At 63.9% G+C, this 16,617-nt stretch carries 16 protein-coding genes; 13 read left to right on the top strand and 3 right to left on the bottom strand.

From position 1 onward, the window contains the following. Nucleotides 1-11: 11 nt before the first annotated feature. Nucleotides 12-1,418: a dihydrolipoyl dehydrogenase gene (gene lpdA / locus AC1DYC_RS21680; RefSeq protein WP_477409789.1), complete on the top strand. Its 1,407-nt coding sequence runs from the start codon at nt 12-14 to the stop codon at nt 1,416-1,418. Between the two features lie 926 nt (nt 1,419-2,344). Here the strand turns inward: lpdA and AC1DYC_RS21675 are convergent. Both AC1DYC_RS21675 and AC1DYC_RS21670 read right to left on the bottom strand, forming a co-directional pair. Continuing rightward, nucleotides 2,345-3,412 carry a TraB/GumN family protein gene (locus AC1DYC_RS21675; protein WP_477409787.1) on the bottom strand — a complete coding sequence of 356 codons (1,068 nt, stop codon included), beginning with the start codon at nt 3,410-3,412 and terminating at the stop codon, nt 2,345-2,347. Nucleotides 3,413-3,474: 62 nt separating this feature from the next. Further along, a complete protein-coding gene (locus tag AC1DYC_RS21670; RefSeq protein ID WP_477409785.1) occupies nt 3,475-4,413 on the bottom strand; it encodes a tyrosine recombinase XerC in 939 nt (312 codons plus the stop codon). 118 nt (nt 4,414-4,531) lie between these two features. On the opposite strand from AC1DYC_RS21670, the gene rimM reads away from it, so the two are divergent. Genes rimM through AC1DYC_RS21655 form a run of 3 tightly spaced genes read left to right on the top strand, consistent with a single transcriptional unit; the run spans nt 4,532 to nt 6,256 of the window. Further along, nucleotides 4,532-5,131 (top strand): ribosome maturation factor RimM, encoded by a 600-nt coding sequence (rimM, locus tag AC1DYC_RS21665; protein ID WP_477409783.1) that lies wholly within the window; start codon nt 4,532-4,534, stop codon nt 5,129-5,131. Continuing rightward, nucleotides 5,128-5,826 carry a tRNA (guanosine(37)-N1)-methyltransferase TrmD gene (trmD, locus tag AC1DYC_RS21660; protein WP_477409781.1) on the top strand — a complete coding sequence of 233 codons (699 nt, stop codon included), beginning with the start codon at nt 5,128-5,130 and terminating at the stop codon, nt 5,824-5,826. Before rimM ends, trmD begins: the two co-directional genes overlap by 4 nt. After that, nucleotides 5,819-6,256 carry a DUF4279 domain-containing protein gene (locus AC1DYC_RS21655; protein ID WP_477409779.1) on the top strand — a complete coding sequence of 146 codons (438 nt, stop codon included), beginning with the start codon at nt 5,819-5,821 and terminating at the stop codon, nt 6,254-6,256. Before trmD ends, AC1DYC_RS21655 begins: the two co-directional genes overlap by 8 nt. Nucleotides 6,257-6,268: 12 nt before the next feature. On the opposite strand, the gene AC1DYC_RS21650 is transcribed toward AC1DYC_RS21655, so the two are convergent. Continuing rightward, nucleotides 6,269-7,021, bottom strand: a complete 753-nt coding sequence (locus AC1DYC_RS21650; RefSeq protein WP_477409777.1) for a sulfite exporter TauE/SafE family protein — start codon at nt 7,019-7,021, stop codon at nt 6,269-6,271. 341 nt (nt 7,022-7,362) lie between these two features. Here AC1DYC_RS21650 and rplS point away from each other — a divergent pair, with 341 nt between their 5' ends. The 9 genes from rplS (at nt 7,363) to AC1DYC_RS21605 (ending at nt 16,553) form a co-directional block, all read left to right on the top strand. Further along, nucleotides 7,363-7,914: a 50S ribosomal protein L19 gene (gene rplS / locus AC1DYC_RS21645; RefSeq protein WP_477307872.1), complete on the top strand. Its 552-nt coding sequence runs from the start codon at nt 7,363-7,365 to the stop codon at nt 7,912-7,914. 155 nt (nt 7,915-8,069) lie between these two features. Continuing rightward, complete coding sequence (locus AC1DYC_RS21640; protein ID WP_477409775.1) at nt 8,070-8,501, top strand: organic hydroperoxide resistance protein; 432 nt, start codon at nt 8,070-8,072, stop codon at nt 8,499-8,501. Continuing rightward, complete coding sequence (locus tag AC1DYC_RS21635; protein WP_477409773.1) at nt 8,498-8,995, top strand: MarR family winged helix-turn-helix transcriptional regulator; 498 nt, start codon at nt 8,498-8,500, stop codon at nt 8,993-8,995. Before AC1DYC_RS21640 ends, AC1DYC_RS21635 begins: the two co-directional genes overlap by 4 nt. 236 nt (nt 8,996-9,231) lie before the next feature. Continuing rightward, a complete protein-coding gene (locus tag AC1DYC_RS21630) occupies nt 9,232-10,032 on the top strand; it encodes a transporter substrate-binding domain-containing protein (protein ID WP_477409771.1) in 801 nt (266 codons plus the stop codon). A 260-nt stretch (nt 10,033-10,292) separates the two neighbouring features. Next, nucleotides 10,293-11,102: an amino acid ABC transporter permease gene (locus AC1DYC_RS21625; protein ID WP_477409769.1), complete on the top strand. Its 810-nt coding sequence runs from the start codon at nt 10,293-10,295 to the stop codon at nt 11,100-11,102. A gap of 55 nt (nt 11,103-11,157) precedes the next feature. Continuing rightward, on the top strand, nt 11,158-11,793 hold the full coding sequence (locus AC1DYC_RS21620) for a class I SAM-dependent DNA methyltransferase (protein ID WP_477409767.1): 636 nt from the start codon (nt 11,158-11,160) through the stop codon (nt 11,791-11,793). A 535-nt stretch (nt 11,794-12,328) separates the two neighbouring features. After that, the gene (gene leuC, locus AC1DYC_RS21615; RefSeq protein ID WP_477409765.1) at nt 12,329-13,738 is read left to right on the top strand and encodes a 3-isopropylmalate dehydratase large subunit; all 1,410 of its coding nucleotides are present in this window, start codon (nt 12,329-12,331) and stop codon (nt 13,736-13,738) included. 163 nt (nt 13,739-13,901) lie between these two features. Then, nucleotides 13,902-15,098 carry a GGDEF domain-containing protein gene (locus AC1DYC_RS21610; RefSeq protein ID WP_477409763.1) on the top strand — a complete coding sequence of 399 codons (1,197 nt, stop codon included), beginning with the start codon at nt 13,902-13,904 and terminating at the stop codon, nt 15,096-15,098. A gap of 234 nt (nt 15,099-15,332) precedes the next feature. Beyond that, nucleotides 15,333-16,553, top strand: coding sequence for a GGDEF domain-containing protein (locus AC1DYC_RS21605; protein WP_477409761.1), 1,221 nt, complete (start codon nt 15,333-15,335; stop codon nt 16,551-16,553). The last annotated feature ends 64 nt before the right edge of the window (nt 16,554-16,617 follow it).

The raw sequence follows: 16,617 nt of genomic DNA, 5'->3' as shown, positions 1-16,617 counted from the left end.
AGGACAATCCCATGGCTTATGACGTCGTTATCATCGGGTCGGGACCGGGCGGCTATGTCTGCGCCATCAAGGCGGCGCAGCTCGGGCTGAAGGTCGCGGTGGTCGAGAAGAACGCCACCTTCGGCGGCACCTGCCTCAACATTGGCTGCATCCCGTCGAAGGCGCTGCTCTACGCCTCCGAGATGTTCGCCGAAGCCGGTCATTCCTTCGATACGCTCGGCGTCGAGATACCGGCGCCGAAACTCAATCTGAAGAAGATGATGGCGCACAAGGATGCGACGGTTGCAGCCAACGTCAACGGCGTCGCCTTCCTGTTCAAGAAGAACAAGATCGACTCCTTCCGTGGCACCGGCAAGGTGGTCGCCGCCGGCAAGGTCTCGGTGTCAGCTGAGGACGGCAAGGTCGAGGAGATCGAGACCAGGAACATCGTCATTGCCACCGGCTCGGATGTTGCCGGCATTCCCGGCGTCAAGGTCGACATCGACGAGAAGGTGATCCTGTCGTCGACCGGCGCACTGTCGCTGGCCAAGGTTCCGGAGCGTCTGGTGGTGGTCGGCGGCGGCGTCATCGGTCTCGAACTCGGCTCGGTCTGGGCGCGGCTCGGCGCCAAGGTCACCGTGGTCGAATTCCTCGACACTATTCTCGGCGGCATGGACGGCGAGGTGTCAAAACAGTTCCAGCGCCTGCTGTCCAAGCAGGGTTTTGAGTTCAAGCTCGGCGCCAAGGTCACCGGCGTCACCAAGGCCAAGAAGGGCGCGACGGTCACCTTCGAGCCGGTCAAGGGCGGGGCGGCCGAGACCATCGAGGCCGACGCGGTGCTGATCTCGACCGGACGGCGCGCCTATTCCGACAGTCTCGGGCTCAAGGAAGCCGGCGTCGAGGTCGATGAGCGCGGCCGGGTCAAGACCGACGGGCATCTCAGGACCAACGTCGCCGGCATCTATGCCATCGGCGATGTCATTGCCGGCCCGATGCTGGCGCACAAGGCGGAGGACGAAGGCGTGGCGGTGGCCGAGACCATTGCCGGTCAGGCCGGCCATGTGAATTACGACGTCATCCCGAGCGTCGTCTACACAAGCCCGGAAATCGCTTCGGTCGGCAAGACCGAGGAAGAACTGAAGAAGGCCGGCATCGGCTACAAGGTGGGAAAATTCCCGTTCACCGCCAATGGCCGGGCGCGCGCCATGCTGCATACGGACGGCTTTGTGAAGATCCTCGCCGACAAGGCGAGCGACCGCGTGCTCGGCGTCCACATCGTCGGCTTCGGCGCCGGCGAGATGATCCACGAGGCGGCGGTGCTGATGGAATTCGGCGGCTCGTCGGAAGATCTCGCCCGCACCTGTCACGCGCATCCGACCATGTCGGAAGCGGTCAAGGAAGCGGCGCTGGCCACCTTCTTCAAGCCGATTCATATCTAGGTCTTACGCGCGGGCCTACGCGACTTCGTCATCCTGGGGCGAAGCAAGGAGCGAAGCGACGCGGCGCAGACCCCGGGATCCATGCCGGGACGTTAAAGCGTCGCAGCGGTCCAGACCTATCGTTTCGACGGTCGCAGCCAGATTCCGTTCTGCATCGTCGCGCCTTCACAGAGGTCGCGGCATGGATCCTCGGGTCTGCGCCGCGTCGCTTCGCTCCTTGCTCCGCCCGTGGATGACGAAGGTGGTGGCTTGCCGCTAAACGCCTAAGTTTCAGAAGCCCTCAAAACAAAACGGCCCGCTTTGCAGCGGGCCGTTCTTCGTTGAAATCAGGGGCCTGATCAGTTGGCCGGTGCGGGCGCCGGAGCCGGAGCAGGTGCCGGGGCGGGAGCTGGCGCAGGAGCCGGTGCTGGCGCAGGGGCTGGTGCGGGAGCAGGCGCCGGTTCGGCGGGCTTCATCGGTTCAGCCGGTGCAGGCGCGGGCGCCGGTGTGCTGGCTGCCGGCGGCTCGGCGGGCGCAGGATGCTCGCCGCTTCTGCCGAAAATATAGTACGCAACAATCGCAAGGATGACGACGACCAGCGCAATCAGCCAGCCGCTGCCACCACCCGACTTAGGCGCTGGGTCGTTAGGGTTCGCCATAAAAGTGTCCTCCGTGGATGAAAAGCATCAATCAACACCCATCAACGCGCAACCGTTGAACGGGTTTCATACTAGGCCTTGAAATTGCCGAACGCAGGAAAATTCTGATTCGCAATCTCTTGTTGGCCAGTATTTCCCCCGCAAAATCAATCACGAACGGGTGGAAACGAGTTTAGCTGGCCTTTTTCGCCAAAAATAGGGCCAACCGGCCTTCGGGTCGCGAATCAACTGCGAATACGGACGAGCCGCGTCTTGGGTGATTCGGTGTGCGAGAGGCGGCGGCGCAAGTCAGTCGACGGCGGTGACAGTGTAGCCGGCTTTGCGAAAATCCTCGATCAGACCTTCGGGGCCGGGAAGATGCAGGGCGCCGACCGCCATGAAGGCATTGCCCTTGGCCAGGATCGGCTGGGCGTGGTCGACCATCACCTTGTTGCGGTCGGTGATCATGGCCTGCTCGAAGGCGGCGTAGCCTGTGGCGTCGTCTTCCTCGCCCGGCGACATTGAACGCAGGAGCGGCCAGAACGTGCCGGTATCGCCGCGCTGGTAGAGCACGATCATGGTCTCGTTGATGTCGTTTATCTTGTCGCCGAGCTTCAGGGTTTCAACCAGCCCCTTGATGTGAAAGGCGATCGGCAGCGAAGCCATGGCGCGGAGCTGGCCGGCGGCGGTCTCCAATCCTTCTACCGGCTTGCCGTTAGCCTTGGCGTCCTCAGCCAGCTTGACGTCGAGAACCGGAGCGCCGCCTGCCTGGCGGGCGACCTCGCAGACCGGCAGCGCGACCATGGCCGACAGCAGCCACGGTTTCATCTTGGAGACGCTCGCCGGCGGAATGCCGCGCGCATCCAGCCCCTTGTTCACCACCGCCGCATCCTCCGGCGACAACAGCGACGACAGCGTCGTGCTGTCGGTGAACATCATCAGCTCGGGCTCCTTCAGCATGGCCTCCATCATCTTCTGCTTGTCGAGCACGTCGGTGGTCTCGATGATGATGGTGCCGGCGGCGTCATAGGCCTTTTGGGCGGCCGGCGGCAGCGTGGTCACGCGCGGGTCGGTCATATGCATGGTGCCGAACAGGAAGGACGGCTTTTCGCCGGATTTTTCCAGCTTCCACAACAGGCCTTTGCCGTTCAGCGTCGCCGCCGCTTCCGTCTCGATCCTGGCATAGGCGGCAGGGTCGTCTTTCTGCAAGGTGGACAGCAGGTCCGACCCGGCGCAGATCGGGGCTTCGGCATGTGCCTTGCCAATGGCGAGCAGCAGTACGACGAGGAAAGACAGGAAAAACAGAGCGTTGAGTGCGGCGAGCAGCTTCAGCGACACAAGGGCCGCGCGGTCGGCAATGGCGATGACGCGTTTCATGATCGCTTTTCTAGGACCGAAAAGCGGCGAAACGGTTAATCGGTGTGGCGAAATTGAACGGTTCAAGCCCTTGGGTGAGCGGACTCGTAAATTTCGAGCAGCCTTGCGGTGTCGACGCCGGTGTAGACCTGCGTCGTCGACAGGCTGGCATGGCCGAGCAACTCCTGGATGGTGCGCAGATCGCCGCCGCGGCCGAGCAGGTGGGTGGCGAAGGAGTGGCGCAAGGCGTGCGGGGTCGCGGTATCCGGCAGGTTGAGCGCCGAGCGCAGTTTCGCCATGTCGCGCTGGACGATGGCCGGGTTGAGCGGTCCGCCGCGGGCGCCGCGGAACAAAAGGCCCCTGGGGTCAAGATGGTAGGGGCACAGTTTGCGGTATTCGGCGATGGCCCTCAGCGCCACCGGCAGCACCGGCACCAGCCGCGTCTTGCCGCCCTTGCCGGTGACGCGCAGCACGGTGTCGGTCTCCGACGCCAGATCGGCGGCACTGAGGCCAAGCGCTTCGGAAATGCGCAGGCCCGAACCGTAGAGCAGCGTCAGCACAGCGGCGTTGCGGGCGGCGATCCAGGGTTCTTCCGCCAATTGGCCTTCGACCGAGACGACATGTTTTGCGTCGCTGGCGGTGAGCGGCTTGGGCAGCGATTTCGGCTGGCGCGGGGCGCGCAGCGCTGCTGCTCCCGCTGCGTTGGCGAGACCGCGCCGTTCGAGGAAACGCAGCAGCGAGCGGATGCCGGCAAGACCCCGGCCGAGCGTGCGGGCGCCGGCGCCGGCGTTGCGCCGCGCGGCAAGAAAGCCGCGCAGGTCGGCCGGGCGCAGAGTGGCGATGTCGGAAATGCCGGGCGAGCCGCCGCAATGTCCCGTCAGGAAATGCAGGAACTGGCGCGTGTCGCGCTCATAGGCTTCGACCGTCGCCGGCGACAGCCGGCGTTCGCGCGCCAGCATCTTCAGCCAGTTTTCGCGCGCTGCCTGGAGGTCGGGTTTTGCCGGGATGAGGAATTCCTGCATGCGGCCATTATCCGGTGGTCGGGTTAGGAAGCGGTGAAGAACCCGTCATTGAAATGGCCACGGGCGATCATTGAAATGACGCCGGTAGGGCGCTAGAGCAAGGCAAAGGATATCAGCCATGTCGAAGCCCCAGAACCCCGTCCAGATGGCCGTGATCGGCGCCGCCCACGGCATCAAGGGCGAGCTCAGGGTCAAAACCTTCACCGGCGAGCCGCTGGCGCTGGCCGATTATGGCCCGCTCTATGCCAAAGACGGCCGCGCCTTCCAGATCACCGATATAAGGCCGGCCAATACCGTCGTCGTGGTGCGCTTCAAGGGCATCAGCGACCGCAATGCCGCCGAGGCGCTGGCCGGAACCGAACTGTTCGTCGACCGCTCGATGCTGCCGGACGATGGCGAGGAGGACGAGTTCTACCATGCCGATCTCGTCGGGCTCGAGGTCCGTGACGATACGGATGCGGTCCTCGGCAAGGTTGTCGCCGTGCACAATTTCGGCGGGGGCGACATCCTCGACGTGACGCTTGGCGGCCGCAAAGGCGTGCTGATTCCGTTCACGCAAGCCGCCGTGCCGCAAGTGGCGGTTGCCGAGGGTTTCGTCCGCGTCGACCCGGCAGCGGCCGGGCTGATCGAGGACGAGGATGGCGAGGCGCCGCATGACGACGGCTTCGACCCCAAGGGCAGGCCGCGCGGGCCGCGCGACGCCGGAGGCAACCGGTGACATTCAAAGCCTCGGTGCTGACGCTTTATCCCGAGATGTTTCCGGGCGGGCTCGGCCTGTCGCTGGCCGGGCGGGCGCTGGAGGCAGGCACATGGTCGCTGGAAGCGGTCCAGATCCGCAACTTCGCCGAGGACAAGCACCACACGGTCGACGACACGCCGGCCGGCGGCGGCGCCGGCATGGTGATGCGCGCCGATGTGCTGGCCAAGGCGATCGATCACACGGCGCCGGCCGGCGATCCGCGGCCAAGGTTGCTGATGAGCCCGCGCGGCAAACCGCTGACGCAGGCGCGCGTGCGCGAACTGGCGGCCGGGCCTGGTGCGGTCATCGTCTGCGGCCGCTTCGAAGGCGTCGACCAGCGGCTGATCGAGGCGCGCAGCCTGGAGGAGGTGTCCATCGGTGATTTCATCCTCTCCGGCGGCGAGCCGGCGGCACTCGTGCTGCTCGACGCCGTGGTGCGGCTGTTGCCCGGCGTCATGGGTAATGCGGTGTCAGGCGAGGAAGAAAGCTTCGAGAATGGTTTGCTCGAGCATCCGCACTACACGCGGCCGCAGGAGTTCGAGGGCAGGCCAATTCCCGAGGTGCTGGTGTCAGGCAATCACAAGAAGATCGCCGCATGGCGCCGTGCCGAGTCCGAGAAGCTGACAAAGGAGCGGCGGCCGGATTTGCTGGATGAGCGCGGCAAGAATGGCTGAGATTGCCCAAAGTTCGGCGTCGCTGCGGTTGTTCGGCGACGATCTCGATCCAGCCGAACTCACGAACCTTTTGGCAGGCCAACCGACCTACGCCGTTCGGAAAGGGGATTATCATACACATCCCCCAAACCAGCCACCTCGTGTCGCGCTGAAGGGCCTCTGGAGGCTGTCGTCTGGAAATGGCAAGGGCGACCAACTCGATCACCAGATCGCAAGCATCCTGAACACGCTCACGTCGGACCTTGGCATCTGGGCAGATCTCGTGCGGGGATTCAAGGTAGATATGTTCTGCGGTGTCTGGCTCGATGAGGAAAATCAAGGCTTGGGATTGACCCCGACTACACAGCAAATGCTGGGTGAACGTGGCATCAAACTGGGACTCGACATCTACTACGCACCGCCAGGGCACAGCGACTACGATTCGGCCTGAGAGCGATCCGCCTCACCCCTTGCTGAAATAGTAGAAAGCCAGAAACAGGCCGACAGCAACGACGAAGCCGCGTACTGCGTTTTGCGGCACGCGCTTGGCGATCCATACGCCGGCATAGCCGCCGAGCGCGCCGGCGGGGATCATGACGATCGCTTGCGGCCAGGCGACGACGCCGCCGGAAACGAAGACGATGATCGCCACTGCCGCGATGACCACGGCCAGCATGTTCTTCAGCGCGTTCAGTCGATGATAATCGCCGGCCTGGGTCAGGCCGAGCGTCGCCAGCATCATCACGCCCATGCCGGCGCCGAAGAAGCCGCCATAGATGGCGGTGAGAAACTGCGCCAGCGAGCCGGCCAGCGAGCCGACAGCGGCCTCATGCCCGGGCTTGGGCGCCGGCTTCAGCCACGGTCCGGCGGCGAAAAGCGCTGTGGCGGCCAAAAGCAGCCACGGCACCATGACGCGAAAGGACGGGTTGGACAGCGCCAGCAGGATGAAGGCGCCGGCCAGCGCGCCGGCCGCCGAGATCAGGCAGAGCAGCAGCGCGCCGCGCCAGAAATGCTTGATGTCGGTCCAGTAGGCGAGCGTCGACGTGACGTAGCCCGGAAACTGCGTCACCGAGGAGGTGGCGTTGGCGACGATCGGCGGAACGCCGACCAGCGACATGGCGCCGAAGGTGATGAAGGTGCCGCCACCGGCGACCGCATTGCATGCGCCGGACAGAAAGCCTGCCGCAAACAGCAGGACCGCGTCGAGAACGGACATGTCGAAAATCGTCATGAGAATGGGCGCCGGACAACAATGCTTCACCCGGCTTAGGAAGCTTGTGGGGCCTGCGCAACCCTGTACTCGACGATTGCGTGGTGGCATGCGACCAAAAAAGACAGGGCCAAGGCGTGACAAGTGCGTGAAATAGCTGTATGTGCCCGCCCGTACTGGCGAGAAAAATCTCCCAGACCCGTCAACAATGACGGTGTAGTCGCCCCTGCCCGATGTCCGGAAGACAGATGTCTCGGAGACAAAGGGCATAGCCGAGCGGTCAATGGAACTGCAAGGCGAGTGTCGGACGCTCTGACTGTCGGAAGAACAAGAAGTGGACTATTGAGATGGATATCATCCGTCAGCTCGAGGCCGAACAGGCCGCCAAGATCGAAGCCAAGCGCAAGCTTCCCGAATTCCAGCCCGGCGACACCGTGCGCGTCCAGGTCCGCGTGACTGAGGGAACCCGCACCCGCGTCCAGGCCTATGAGGGTGTCGTCATCGCCCGCTCCGGCGCCGGCTTCCAGGAAAACTTCACCGTCCGCAAGATCTCCTACGGCGAAGGCGTCGAACGCGTTTTCCCGGTCTTCTCGCCGATGGTCGAGGGCGTCGAGATCGTCCGCCGCGGCAAGGTGCGCCGCGCCAAGCTCTATTACCTGCGCGATCGTCGCGGCAAGTCGGCCCGTATTTCGGAAAACACCGGCGTGCGCGCCCGCAAGCTCAACGATGAGGAGCGCGATGCGCTGAACGCCGAGAAGGCCCGCATCGAGGCCGAGAAGGTCGCTGCCGCCCAGGCGCTGGCCGCCGAGACGGCTGCCAAGGAAGCGGCCGAGAAGAAGGCCGCCGCCGAGGCTGAAGCAGCTGCCAAGGCTGCCGCGGAAGCGACCCCGGCCGAATAAGATCTCGGCCAAGGATTTTGAAAAGGCGGCTTCGGCCGCCTTTTTTCGTTTCACCGGAGTGTGAACGATTGTCGGCCGAGAATCCGGTTGCGGCTGTTGACAGGCAATTATCTTGTACACTAAATAATCGTGCACAAGATAATTGGAGAACTGAAATGTCCGCACTCTACACCACACAGGCCCACGTCACTGGCGGCCGCGCCGGCCATGGCGAGACCAGCGACGGCCTGCTCAAGGTCGACCTCGCTTTGCCCAGGGAACTCGGCGGAGCGGGTGGCGCCACCAATCCCGAGCAGCTGTTCGCGGTCGGCTATGCCGCCTGCTTCGAAAGCGCCCTCCGCTTCGTCGCGCGCAAGCAGAAGCTGCCGCTGACCGATGCGTCGGTGACCTCGACCGTCAGCCTGCTTCCCAATGGCGAAGGCTTCAAGCTCGGTGTCGCGCTCGCCGCCGAGACGAAAGGCCTTGATCAGGCGGCGGCGGAAGCGCTTGTATCGGAAGCGCACAAGATCTGCCCCTATTCCAATGCCATCAAGGGCAATATCGAGGTGGCGCTTTCGACTGTGGCGCTTCCGGCAAAGGCAGCATGACGACGACGACCGAAACCAGAGCCAGCGAAGTCCCGGCGGATACCGCCGGGACGATCGCTGTTCCGCGCCTCGACCAGCAGCTCTGCTTCGCGCTCTATTCGGCAAGCGGGCTGATGACCAAGCTCTATCGGCCGCTGCTCGACCCGCTCGGCCTGACCTATCCGCAATATCTGGCGATGCTGGCGCTGTGGCAGCATGCGCCGAGCACGGTCGGCGAGCTCGGCGAGGCGCTGGGGTTGGATTCGGCGACATTGACGCCGCTGCTCAAGCGGCTCGAGGTGGGTGGCCTCGTCACCCGCCGGCGCGATCCGGCCGACGAGCGCCGCGTGCTGGTCGAACCGACGGCAAAGGGCCAGGCGCTGCGCGCCCGCATCAAGGACGTTTCCGCAGGCCTTGCCTGCGCCATGCCGCTGGAAGTCGAGGAGCTAAGGTCGCTGCACCGCACCTTGACCGGGTTTGTCGCCAAATTGCGTGACGCGACGTCAACATCCTGACCCGTCATTTGACGGTTTCCCTTCTGCCCGCGAGCGGCCTAGTTTGCCGTGGCGGGCACGGAATAAATGCCGACCGCGAAGCGTTCTAAAACCGCGCCGGTTAAAGGCATTGAAATCCACTTTCACCCGGCCTTAAGTACCGGACCGGCTTGCAAGCCGTCTGCGGACGGCTAAAGTCGCGCCCGGATTTTCATGCGAGCCCGGCTGTATATGGGCTTCTCACCCTGGAGTGTGTCATGACCAAATCGAAACTGCTGCTGGCTGCGCTTGCGGCCTGTCTTCTCGCGCCCGTCGGTGCATGGGCGGCCGATGCGCTGCCCGATCTCGGCGGCAAGAAGGTGGTGGTGGTGACCGAAAACGCCTATCCGCCGCTGCAGTTCATCGACGCCAAGACCGGCAAGCAGATCGGCTGGGAATATGACGCGATGGACGAGATCGCCAAGCGGCTGAACTTCAAGGTCGAGTACCAGAACACCTCCTGGGATGCGATGATCCAGGCGGTTTCCGACAACCAGTACAACATCGGCATGACCGGCATCACCATCAAGGACGACCGCAAGGAGAAGGTCGATTTCTCCGACCCCTATATGCGCTCGGAACAGTTCATGCTGGTACGCGGCGACGAAAGCCGCTTCACCGACGCCAAGACCTTTGGCGCCTTCAAGGACGGGCTGATCGGTGCCCAGGCCGGCACCACGCCCTTCTACACCGCCGTCTACAGCGTGCTCGACGGCAATGAGCAGAACCCGCGCATCAAGCTGTTCGAAACGTTCGGCGCCACCGTGCAGGCACTGAAGTCCGGTGACGTCGATGTCGTCCTGACTGACGGCACCGCCGGCAAGGGCTATGTCGATGCCTCCGAAGGCAAGCTCAAGCTGATCGGTGGCCCGCTCGGCACCGAGGATTTCGGCTTCATCTTCCCGAAGGGCTCGGACCTGGTGAAGCCGGTCAACGCGGCAATCGCGGCGCTCAAGGCCGACGGCACGCTCGAAGCGCTGAACAAGAAGTGGTTTCTTGATTACAAGATGGGGCAGTAGGCGCTGTTGTCGCTACAGTCGGCAAAGCTGCCAATCTCCCCCCTTGCGGGGGAGATGCCCGGCAGGGCAGAGGGGGGTGTGCCGGAGCGCCCCCTTTTCATTTCGAGCTTTTCCAAACAGAATCCGGCCAAAGGTTGTGCCTATGACCGGTTGACAGGCTGGAGGGACGGCACCCCCCTCTGTCCTGCCGGACATCTCCCCCGCAAGGGGGGAGATCAGCAGTTCTTGCGAAGGCAGCTGTTCATCGGCATTGGGAACTGATGCCCCCCGCCTCAACCCCCAAATCCGACTTCCCCTGGTGGCTGGCTGTCGCGATCGTGCTTGCCGTCTTGGCCGCGCTCTTTATTGCCGCCAGCGATCTCTACGCCCAGGTTTTCGCCACCGTGGCCAAGGGCATCAGCATCACCGTCTTCGTCACCGTGGTCGCCTTTGCGCTGGCCTCAGCCATTGGGCTCGGCATCGCCTTGATGGGGCTGTCGGGGTCGCGCTGGCTCAGGCAAATCGCCCGCTTCTATGTCGAGATCATCCGTGGCGTGCCGATCCTGGTGCTGTTGTTCTGGATCGCCTTTGCCGGCGCGCCGGCCTTCGTCGCGGCCTGGAACGCACTGACCGCGCCGCTGCAGAATGCCGGATTTTTCGGCGAACTGCTGGTGCGCGACGTCTCGCTGTTGTGGCGCGCCATCATGGCGCTGACCATCGGCTATTCGGCTTTCATCTCCGAGGTGTTTCGCGCCGGCATCCAGGCGGTCGAGAAGGGCCAGATCGAGGCTGCCAAGGCGTTGGGGTTGTCGCGCACGCAGCGCTTCCGGCTGATCGTGTTTCCGCAGGCGATCCGCACCATATTGCCGCCGCTCGGCAACGACTTCGTCGCCATGGTCAAGGATTCGTCGCTGGTCTCGGTGCTCGGCGTCGCCGACATCACCCAGATGGGCAAGATCTACGCCGCCGGCTCGTTCCGCTTCTTCGAGACCTATTCGATCGTCGCCTATATCTACCTCATCCTGACCGTCGGCCTGTCGCTGGCGCTGCGCGCCCTGGAGCAGCGACTGCGGCGGGCGCAGGAGGAATAGAAGTTCCGCGACGACCGGGCTACGATCGCGACCGGATCGTGCCGGGAGGATATCGATGAATGTCGACAAGGCCAATGCGGCGCTGGATTCTGTCTATTCGGCCGACACGCCGGAAGGGCTGGCCAAGGCCTATGCCGACTGGGCCGCGACCTATGACAGCGAGACCGCCTCGCTCGGTTATCTCTTGCCGTTCCTGATCACCGCCTGGGTGGCGCGCCATGTGCCGGCGGGGCAAGGCCCGCTGCTCGACGCCGGCTGCGGCACCGGCCTGTCGGGTCCGTCGCTGAAGGCGCTCGGCTATCACGACATTGCCGGGCTCGACCTGTCCGACGACATGCTGAAGATCGCCGGGAGCCGTGGGGCCTATGGCGATTTGAAAAACGCGATGCTGGGCGGTCGGCTGCCCTGGCCCGACGGCCACTTTCGCGCCTTCTTCTCGACCGGCGTGTTCACCATCAGCCATGCGCCGGCGTCCGGGCTGCAGGAGCTTGTCCGCATCACCAGAAAGGGCGGCCACGCCATCTTCACCGTGCGCGACCAGGTGTTCGAAACCGGCGGCTTCCAGGCCGTGTTCGACGAACTGGAGCAGGCCGGGAAATGGCAGCCGGTCGAGCAAAGCCCATGGTTTCGCTGCTACGCCATCGCCGAGCCGGACGCGCTGGTGAAGACGTTTGTGTTTGAGGTGGTGTGAGTGGCGAGTTCGCCGACCTTGACGCCCTTCCTCTCCCTCCGGAGGGGGGAGAGGTGGCGCTGCGAAGCAGCGACGGAGTGGGGGAACCACCTGGCAATCGTAGCCAACGGACTTTGAAAAGGGACCAAGGCGCAAGAATCTTCCTGCACCGCGCTGAGGGTCGACCCCCACTCCGTCGAGCTTCGCTCGACACCTCTCCCCCGATCGACGGGGGAGAGGAAAGGCGCGAGTTCGCCGACCTTGGTGCCCTTCCTCTCCCCGAAGTGCGGAAGTGAGAGCGAGGAACGCAAGTTCTGCTAAGCTCGCCGCAATTGCCGAAAAGCCAAAACATTGGTATGAGCCACGCCATGGAAGAGCTTTTTGGCGATCCGGCCTACAAGGGTTTCGTGCTGCAGGACAGAAAACGCCTGCCGTCGCGTTTCTCTGCGCGCGTTTCCGGCGCGCTCACCAGCCGACTTAGCTGAGCCGTCCGGCGCGCCGGTCGTTGTCCGGCGCCTCACCTCTTCCCCTTTTGCAAATCGACGGATTTACGCACATGAGCGCACCGCGCACCCTCTACGACAAGATATTCGACGAGCATGTCGTCGACCGCCAGGACGACGGCACCTGCCTGCTCTACATCGACCGTCACCTGGTCCATGAAGTGACCAGCCCGCAGGCCTTCGAAGGCCTGCGCATGAGCGGCCGCAAAGTCCGGCATCCGGAAAAGACGCTGGCCGTGGTCGATCACAATGTCTCGACCTCGCCCGAGCGCAAGTTCGGCATCAAGAACGAGGAAAGCCGGATCCAGGTCGAGGCCTTGGCCAAGAACGCCAAGGATTTCGGCGTCGAATATTATTCCGAAAACGATATCCGCCAGGGCATCGTCCACATTATCGGTCCGGAACAGGGCTTTACGCTGCCCGGCATGACCATCGTCTGCGGCGACAGCCACACCTCCACGCACGGCGCCTTCGGTGCGCTGGCGCACGGCATCGGCACATCCGAGGTCGAGCATGTGCTGGCGACGCAGACGCTGATCCAGCGCAAGGCCAAGAACATGCTGGTGCGTGTCGACGGCAAGCTGCCGGAAGGCGTCACCGCCAAGGACATCATCCTAGCCATCATCGGCGAGATCGGCACCGCCGGCGGCACCGGCTACGTCATCGAATATGCCGGTGAGGCGATCCGCGCGCTGTCGATGGAAGGCCGCATGACCATCTGCAACATGTCGATCGAGGGTGGCGCGCGCGCCGGCCTGATCGCGGCCGATGAAACGACCTTCGCCTATGTCAAGGACAAGCCCCGCGCGCCGAAGGGCGCTGCGTGGGATGCAGCACTCGAATACTGGAAGACGCTGCAGTCCGACGAAGGCGCGCATTTCGACAAGGTGATCGTGCTCGACGCGGCCAAGCTGCCGCCGATCGTCTCCTGGGGCTCCTCGCCCGAGGACGTCGTTTCGGTGCAGGGCGTCGTTCCCAATCCCGAAGAGATCACCGACGAGAACAAGCGCACCTCAAAGATCCGCGCGCTCGACTATATGGGGCTGACGCCGGGCACAAAGATCACCGACATCACGCTCGACCGGGTTTTCATCGGCTCCTGTACCAATGGCCGCATCGAGGATCTGCGCGCCGTGGCCAAGGTGGTCGAAGGCAAGACCGTGAGTGCGCATGTCGATGCGATGATCGTGCCGGGCTCCGGCCTGGTCAAGGAACAGGCGGAAGCCGAGGGTCTCGACAAGATCTTCATCGCCGCCGGTTTCGACTGGCGCGAGCCAGGCTGCTCGATGTGCCTGGCCATGAACGACGACCGGCTGAAGCCGCATGAACGTTGCGCCTCTACCTCGAACCGCAATTTCGAGGGCCGGCAGGGTTTCAAGGGCCGCACCCATCTGGTGTCGCCGGCAATGGCGGCAGCAGCGGCGATCGCCGGCCATTTCGTCGACATCCGCGACTGGAAATAGGCTTCCGGCGCGGAGTTCATAATCCATATCGGGCCCCGGACCGCATCGCGGTTCCGGGGTCTTTTTTGATCCGCGCTGCCTGCATATTCGCTCCCGCTTAACCGCTTGTTGGGGCTTGGGCTCTAAGGTCTTCCCCGACGTCAAGCGGGGAAGTCACCGTCCTTTGGACACCGGTCTGTTCATTGCGCTGCTCAATCCGACGATCGCGCTGGCACTCGGCGCGGCGTTCCTCGTGCTGTGGTTCTACCAGCGCCACCGGCCCTACCTGGCGGTGCTCGGCGCGAGCTATTGCGTGTCCGCGCCCGGCTTCCTGCTGCAATATTTTACCTTGCCCGTCGGCATGGTGCTGACCAAGCTCGCCTCCAACCTCTGCTTCACCTTTGCCGCCTGCTGCCTCGTCGGCGCGATCATCGCGCGCTACGGCAGGCGCGTGCCCTATATCGCGATCGGCATTCTGGCGGGTGGCGGGCTGGCTGCGTTTTGCTGGTACCTGTTCGTCCAGCCGGACCTCACCTGGCGCATCCTGTCCATCAATTTCGGTTTTGGCGGCCTCAGCCTGCTGGTCGCCGCCGAGCTGCGCGTCGTGCGCGACAACGGCCCGACCGAAAAGATCCTGTTCGTGCTGTCGTTGCTGTCCGGGCTGAACTTCATCGGTCGGACGCTGCTCGTCGTCATCTCGCACGGGCCTTTCACCAGCTATGACGGCTTCTACGGCTCGTCCTACTGGACGACGGCGCTGCTGACGCACGCGCTGCTGTCGTTGCTGATCGCGCTCTGCCTGTTCTCGGCCGCCGCACTCGATGTGATGAAGGCGCTGAAGACCGAGACGCATACCGACCCGCTGTCCGGCCTGCTCAATCGCAGGGGTTTTGAGGAGCGCGCCCTGCTGGTGCTGGAGCATTGCGCCGCCGCAAAGGTGCCGGTCGCGCTGGTGCTGGCCGATCTCGACCACTTCAAGGCGCTCAACGACCGCTATGGACACGCCACGGGCGACCAGGTCATCGCCGACTTCGCCGCCAAGCTTCGCGCCGCCGCCGGCGCGCGCGCCGTTGCCGGGCGCATCGGCGGCGAGGAGTTCGCCGTGCTCTTGTCGCTGAGCGACCTTGCCACGGCGCGGCTGTTTGCCGAGGCCGTGCGCACGCACTATTCGGCCGGCAACGTCGACGGGTTGCCGCCGGGCACCAAGGTGACTGCGAGCTTCGGCGTCGCGGCGCGCTCCGGCGAAGAAGGGCTGGAGCCGCTGATGCGACGCGCCGACGAGGCGCTCTACAAGGCCAAGAAGAACGGCCGCGACAGCGTCCGGCTGTCCTACGAGCGGGCCGAAACGGTGTTCATTCCTGACACCGGCAGCGCCAGCTAGAGCAATTCCAGGAAAAGTGCATCGCGGTTTTCCGTCCGGAATTGCGTAAACAAGAAACTTAGAGCGGCTCACCGTCTCGTTTCACGGAAACGGCGAACCGCCCGGTCTATTTGTCTGAGCATGATCTTGGCCGAAGAACCGGATTCCACTTTTCGGAATCATGCTCTAAATGGCTGTGTTAACGTCTTTTTCGCGCGTCGATGATTTGCTGTTGACCAGAGCGCGAAAGAGGTCATGAGCAGCGCAGACGTCATTCTTGTCATCAACATGTGCGTCGCAGGCCTGCTGGCCGCGGCCTTCATGACCATCGCTGTTCATGGCGTGGGGCGTGCGGCGGCGCGCTGGCTGGCGTTCGGCTATGTCCTGGGCATAGTCTATTGTGTCATCGAATTCAGCATCCCGGCCTTCGCCAATGCGCGCCCCCCGGTTGTCGCCGCCTTTGCGGTTTTCCTCGGCGCCACCATTGCCTTCAATGGCGGGCTCGCCCGCAAATACGAGGTGACGTCGCCCTGGGCGCCGATGCTGGTCTTCCTGGTCCTCGCCACCGTCGCCGTCTATTTCGTGCAGGACCTGCCGCGGCAATCGCTTGTCCGCATGATGGCCTATCAGCTTCCCTATGCCGTCATGCAATTCGTCGGGCTGGCCATCGTCTGGTTGTCCAGGCAAAGACGCGGGTGGCTCGACATCACTCTGATGGCCGTTCTGGCCTCCAGTGCGGTGCAGTTCGCTTCAAAGCCATTTATTGCCGGTGCTCTCGGCGGCTGGGGCGCCAACCCGCAGTCCTATCTGCACAGCAGCTACGCCCTGGTATCGCAGTCGCTGGGGACCGTGTTCGCGCTGGCGCTGGCGCTTTTGATACTGGCCGTGCTGGTTCGCGACGTGCTGGCCGAGGCGACGTCTAAGTCCGAAACCGACATGCTCTCGCAGCTGCTCAACCGCGGCGGCTTCGAGCGCCATGCCAAGCTGGCGCTGCGCGACGCCATGCGCCAGGGTGTTCCGGTGGCGCTGGTCATTGCCGATCTCGACCATTTCAAGGGCATCAACGACAGTTTTGGCCACGCTTCGGGCGACCGTGTCATCGAGACCTTCGCCGGTTTCCTGCGCGATGCGGCGGCTGACCATCATGTCGCCGGCCGCATCGGCGGCGAGGAATTCGCTATCATCCTCCCAGGCACCAACCTTGCCGCTGCAAGGCTGTTTGCCGAGGGCGCGCGCAGCGCCTTCGGCGCCTTGCCGATCGAGAGCCTGCCGGCGAACCACCGCTGCAGCGCCAGCTTCGGCGTCGCCGAACTTCACGCGGGAGAATACTTTTCCGACCTTTTGCGGCGCGCCGACGACGCGCTCTATCAGGCCAAGGGCTCAGGCCGCAACTGCGTGCGTGTCTCGACCGGGCTAACCGTCGTGCGGCAGCCGGGCACCAAGGCGGGCCAAACCGATTGGTCTAAATCAGTATGACGTTTCGTTGAAACGCCATCCTGATTTAGCTCTTTGTTGGAGCATGATCTTTTCCGAAAACCGG

It is taken from the genome of Mesorhizobium sp. P2_E7 (assembly GCF_056403855.1).
This window is presented reverse-complemented; position numbering and strand designations above follow the sequence as displayed.

Bases quoted from the DNA above. Each gene is read 5' to 3' on its own strand.
- lpdA (WP_477409789.1), top strand. From the start codon at position 12: ATGGCTTATGACGTCGTTATCATCGGGTCGGGACCGGGCGGCTATGTC.
- AC1DYC_RS21675 (WP_477409787.1), bottom strand. From the start codon at position 3,412: ATGAAACGCGTCATCGCCATTGCCGACCGCGCGGCCCTTGTGTCGCTG.
- AC1DYC_RS21670 (WP_477409785.1), bottom strand. From the start codon at position 4,413: ATGCAGGAATTCCTCATCCCGGCAAAACCCGACCTCCAGGCAGCGCGC.
- rimM (WP_477409783.1), top strand. From the start codon at position 4,532: ATGTCGAAGCCCCAGAACCCCGTCCAGATGGCCGTGATCGGCGCCGCC.
- AC1DYC_RS21655 (WP_477409779.1), top strand. From the start codon at position 5,819: ATGGCTGAGATTGCCCAAAGTTCGGCGTCGCTGCGGTTGTTCGGCGAC.
- AC1DYC_RS21650 (WP_477409777.1), bottom strand. From the start codon at position 7,021: ATGTCCGTTCTCGACGCGGTCCTGCTGTTTGCGGCAGGCTTTCTGTCC.
- rplS (WP_477307872.1), top strand. From the start codon at position 7,363: ATGGATATCATCCGTCAGCTCGAGGCCGAACAGGCCGCCAAGATCGAA.
- AC1DYC_RS21640 (WP_477409775.1), top strand. From the start codon at position 8,070: ATGTCCGCACTCTACACCACACAGGCCCACGTCACTGGCGGCCGCGCC.
- AC1DYC_RS21635 (WP_477409773.1), top strand. From the start codon at position 8,498: ATGACGACGACGACCGAAACCAGAGCCAGCGAAGTCCCGGCGGATACC.
- AC1DYC_RS21630 (WP_477409771.1), top strand. From the start codon at position 9,232: ATGACCAAATCGAAACTGCTGCTGGCTGCGCTTGCGGCCTGTCTTCTC.
- AC1DYC_RS21625 (WP_477409769.1), top strand. From the start codon at position 10,293: ATGCCCCCCGCCTCAACCCCCAAATCCGACTTCCCCTGGTGGCTGGCT.
- AC1DYC_RS21620 (WP_477409767.1), top strand. From the start codon at position 11,158: ATGAATGTCGACAAGGCCAATGCGGCGCTGGATTCTGTCTATTCGGCC.
- leuC (WP_477409765.1), top strand. From the start codon at position 12,329: ATGAGCGCACCGCGCACCCTCTACGACAAGATATTCGACGAGCATGTC.
- AC1DYC_RS21605 (WP_477409761.1), top strand. From the start codon at position 15,333: ATGAGCAGCGCAGACGTCATTCTTGTCATCAACATGTGCGTCGCAGGC.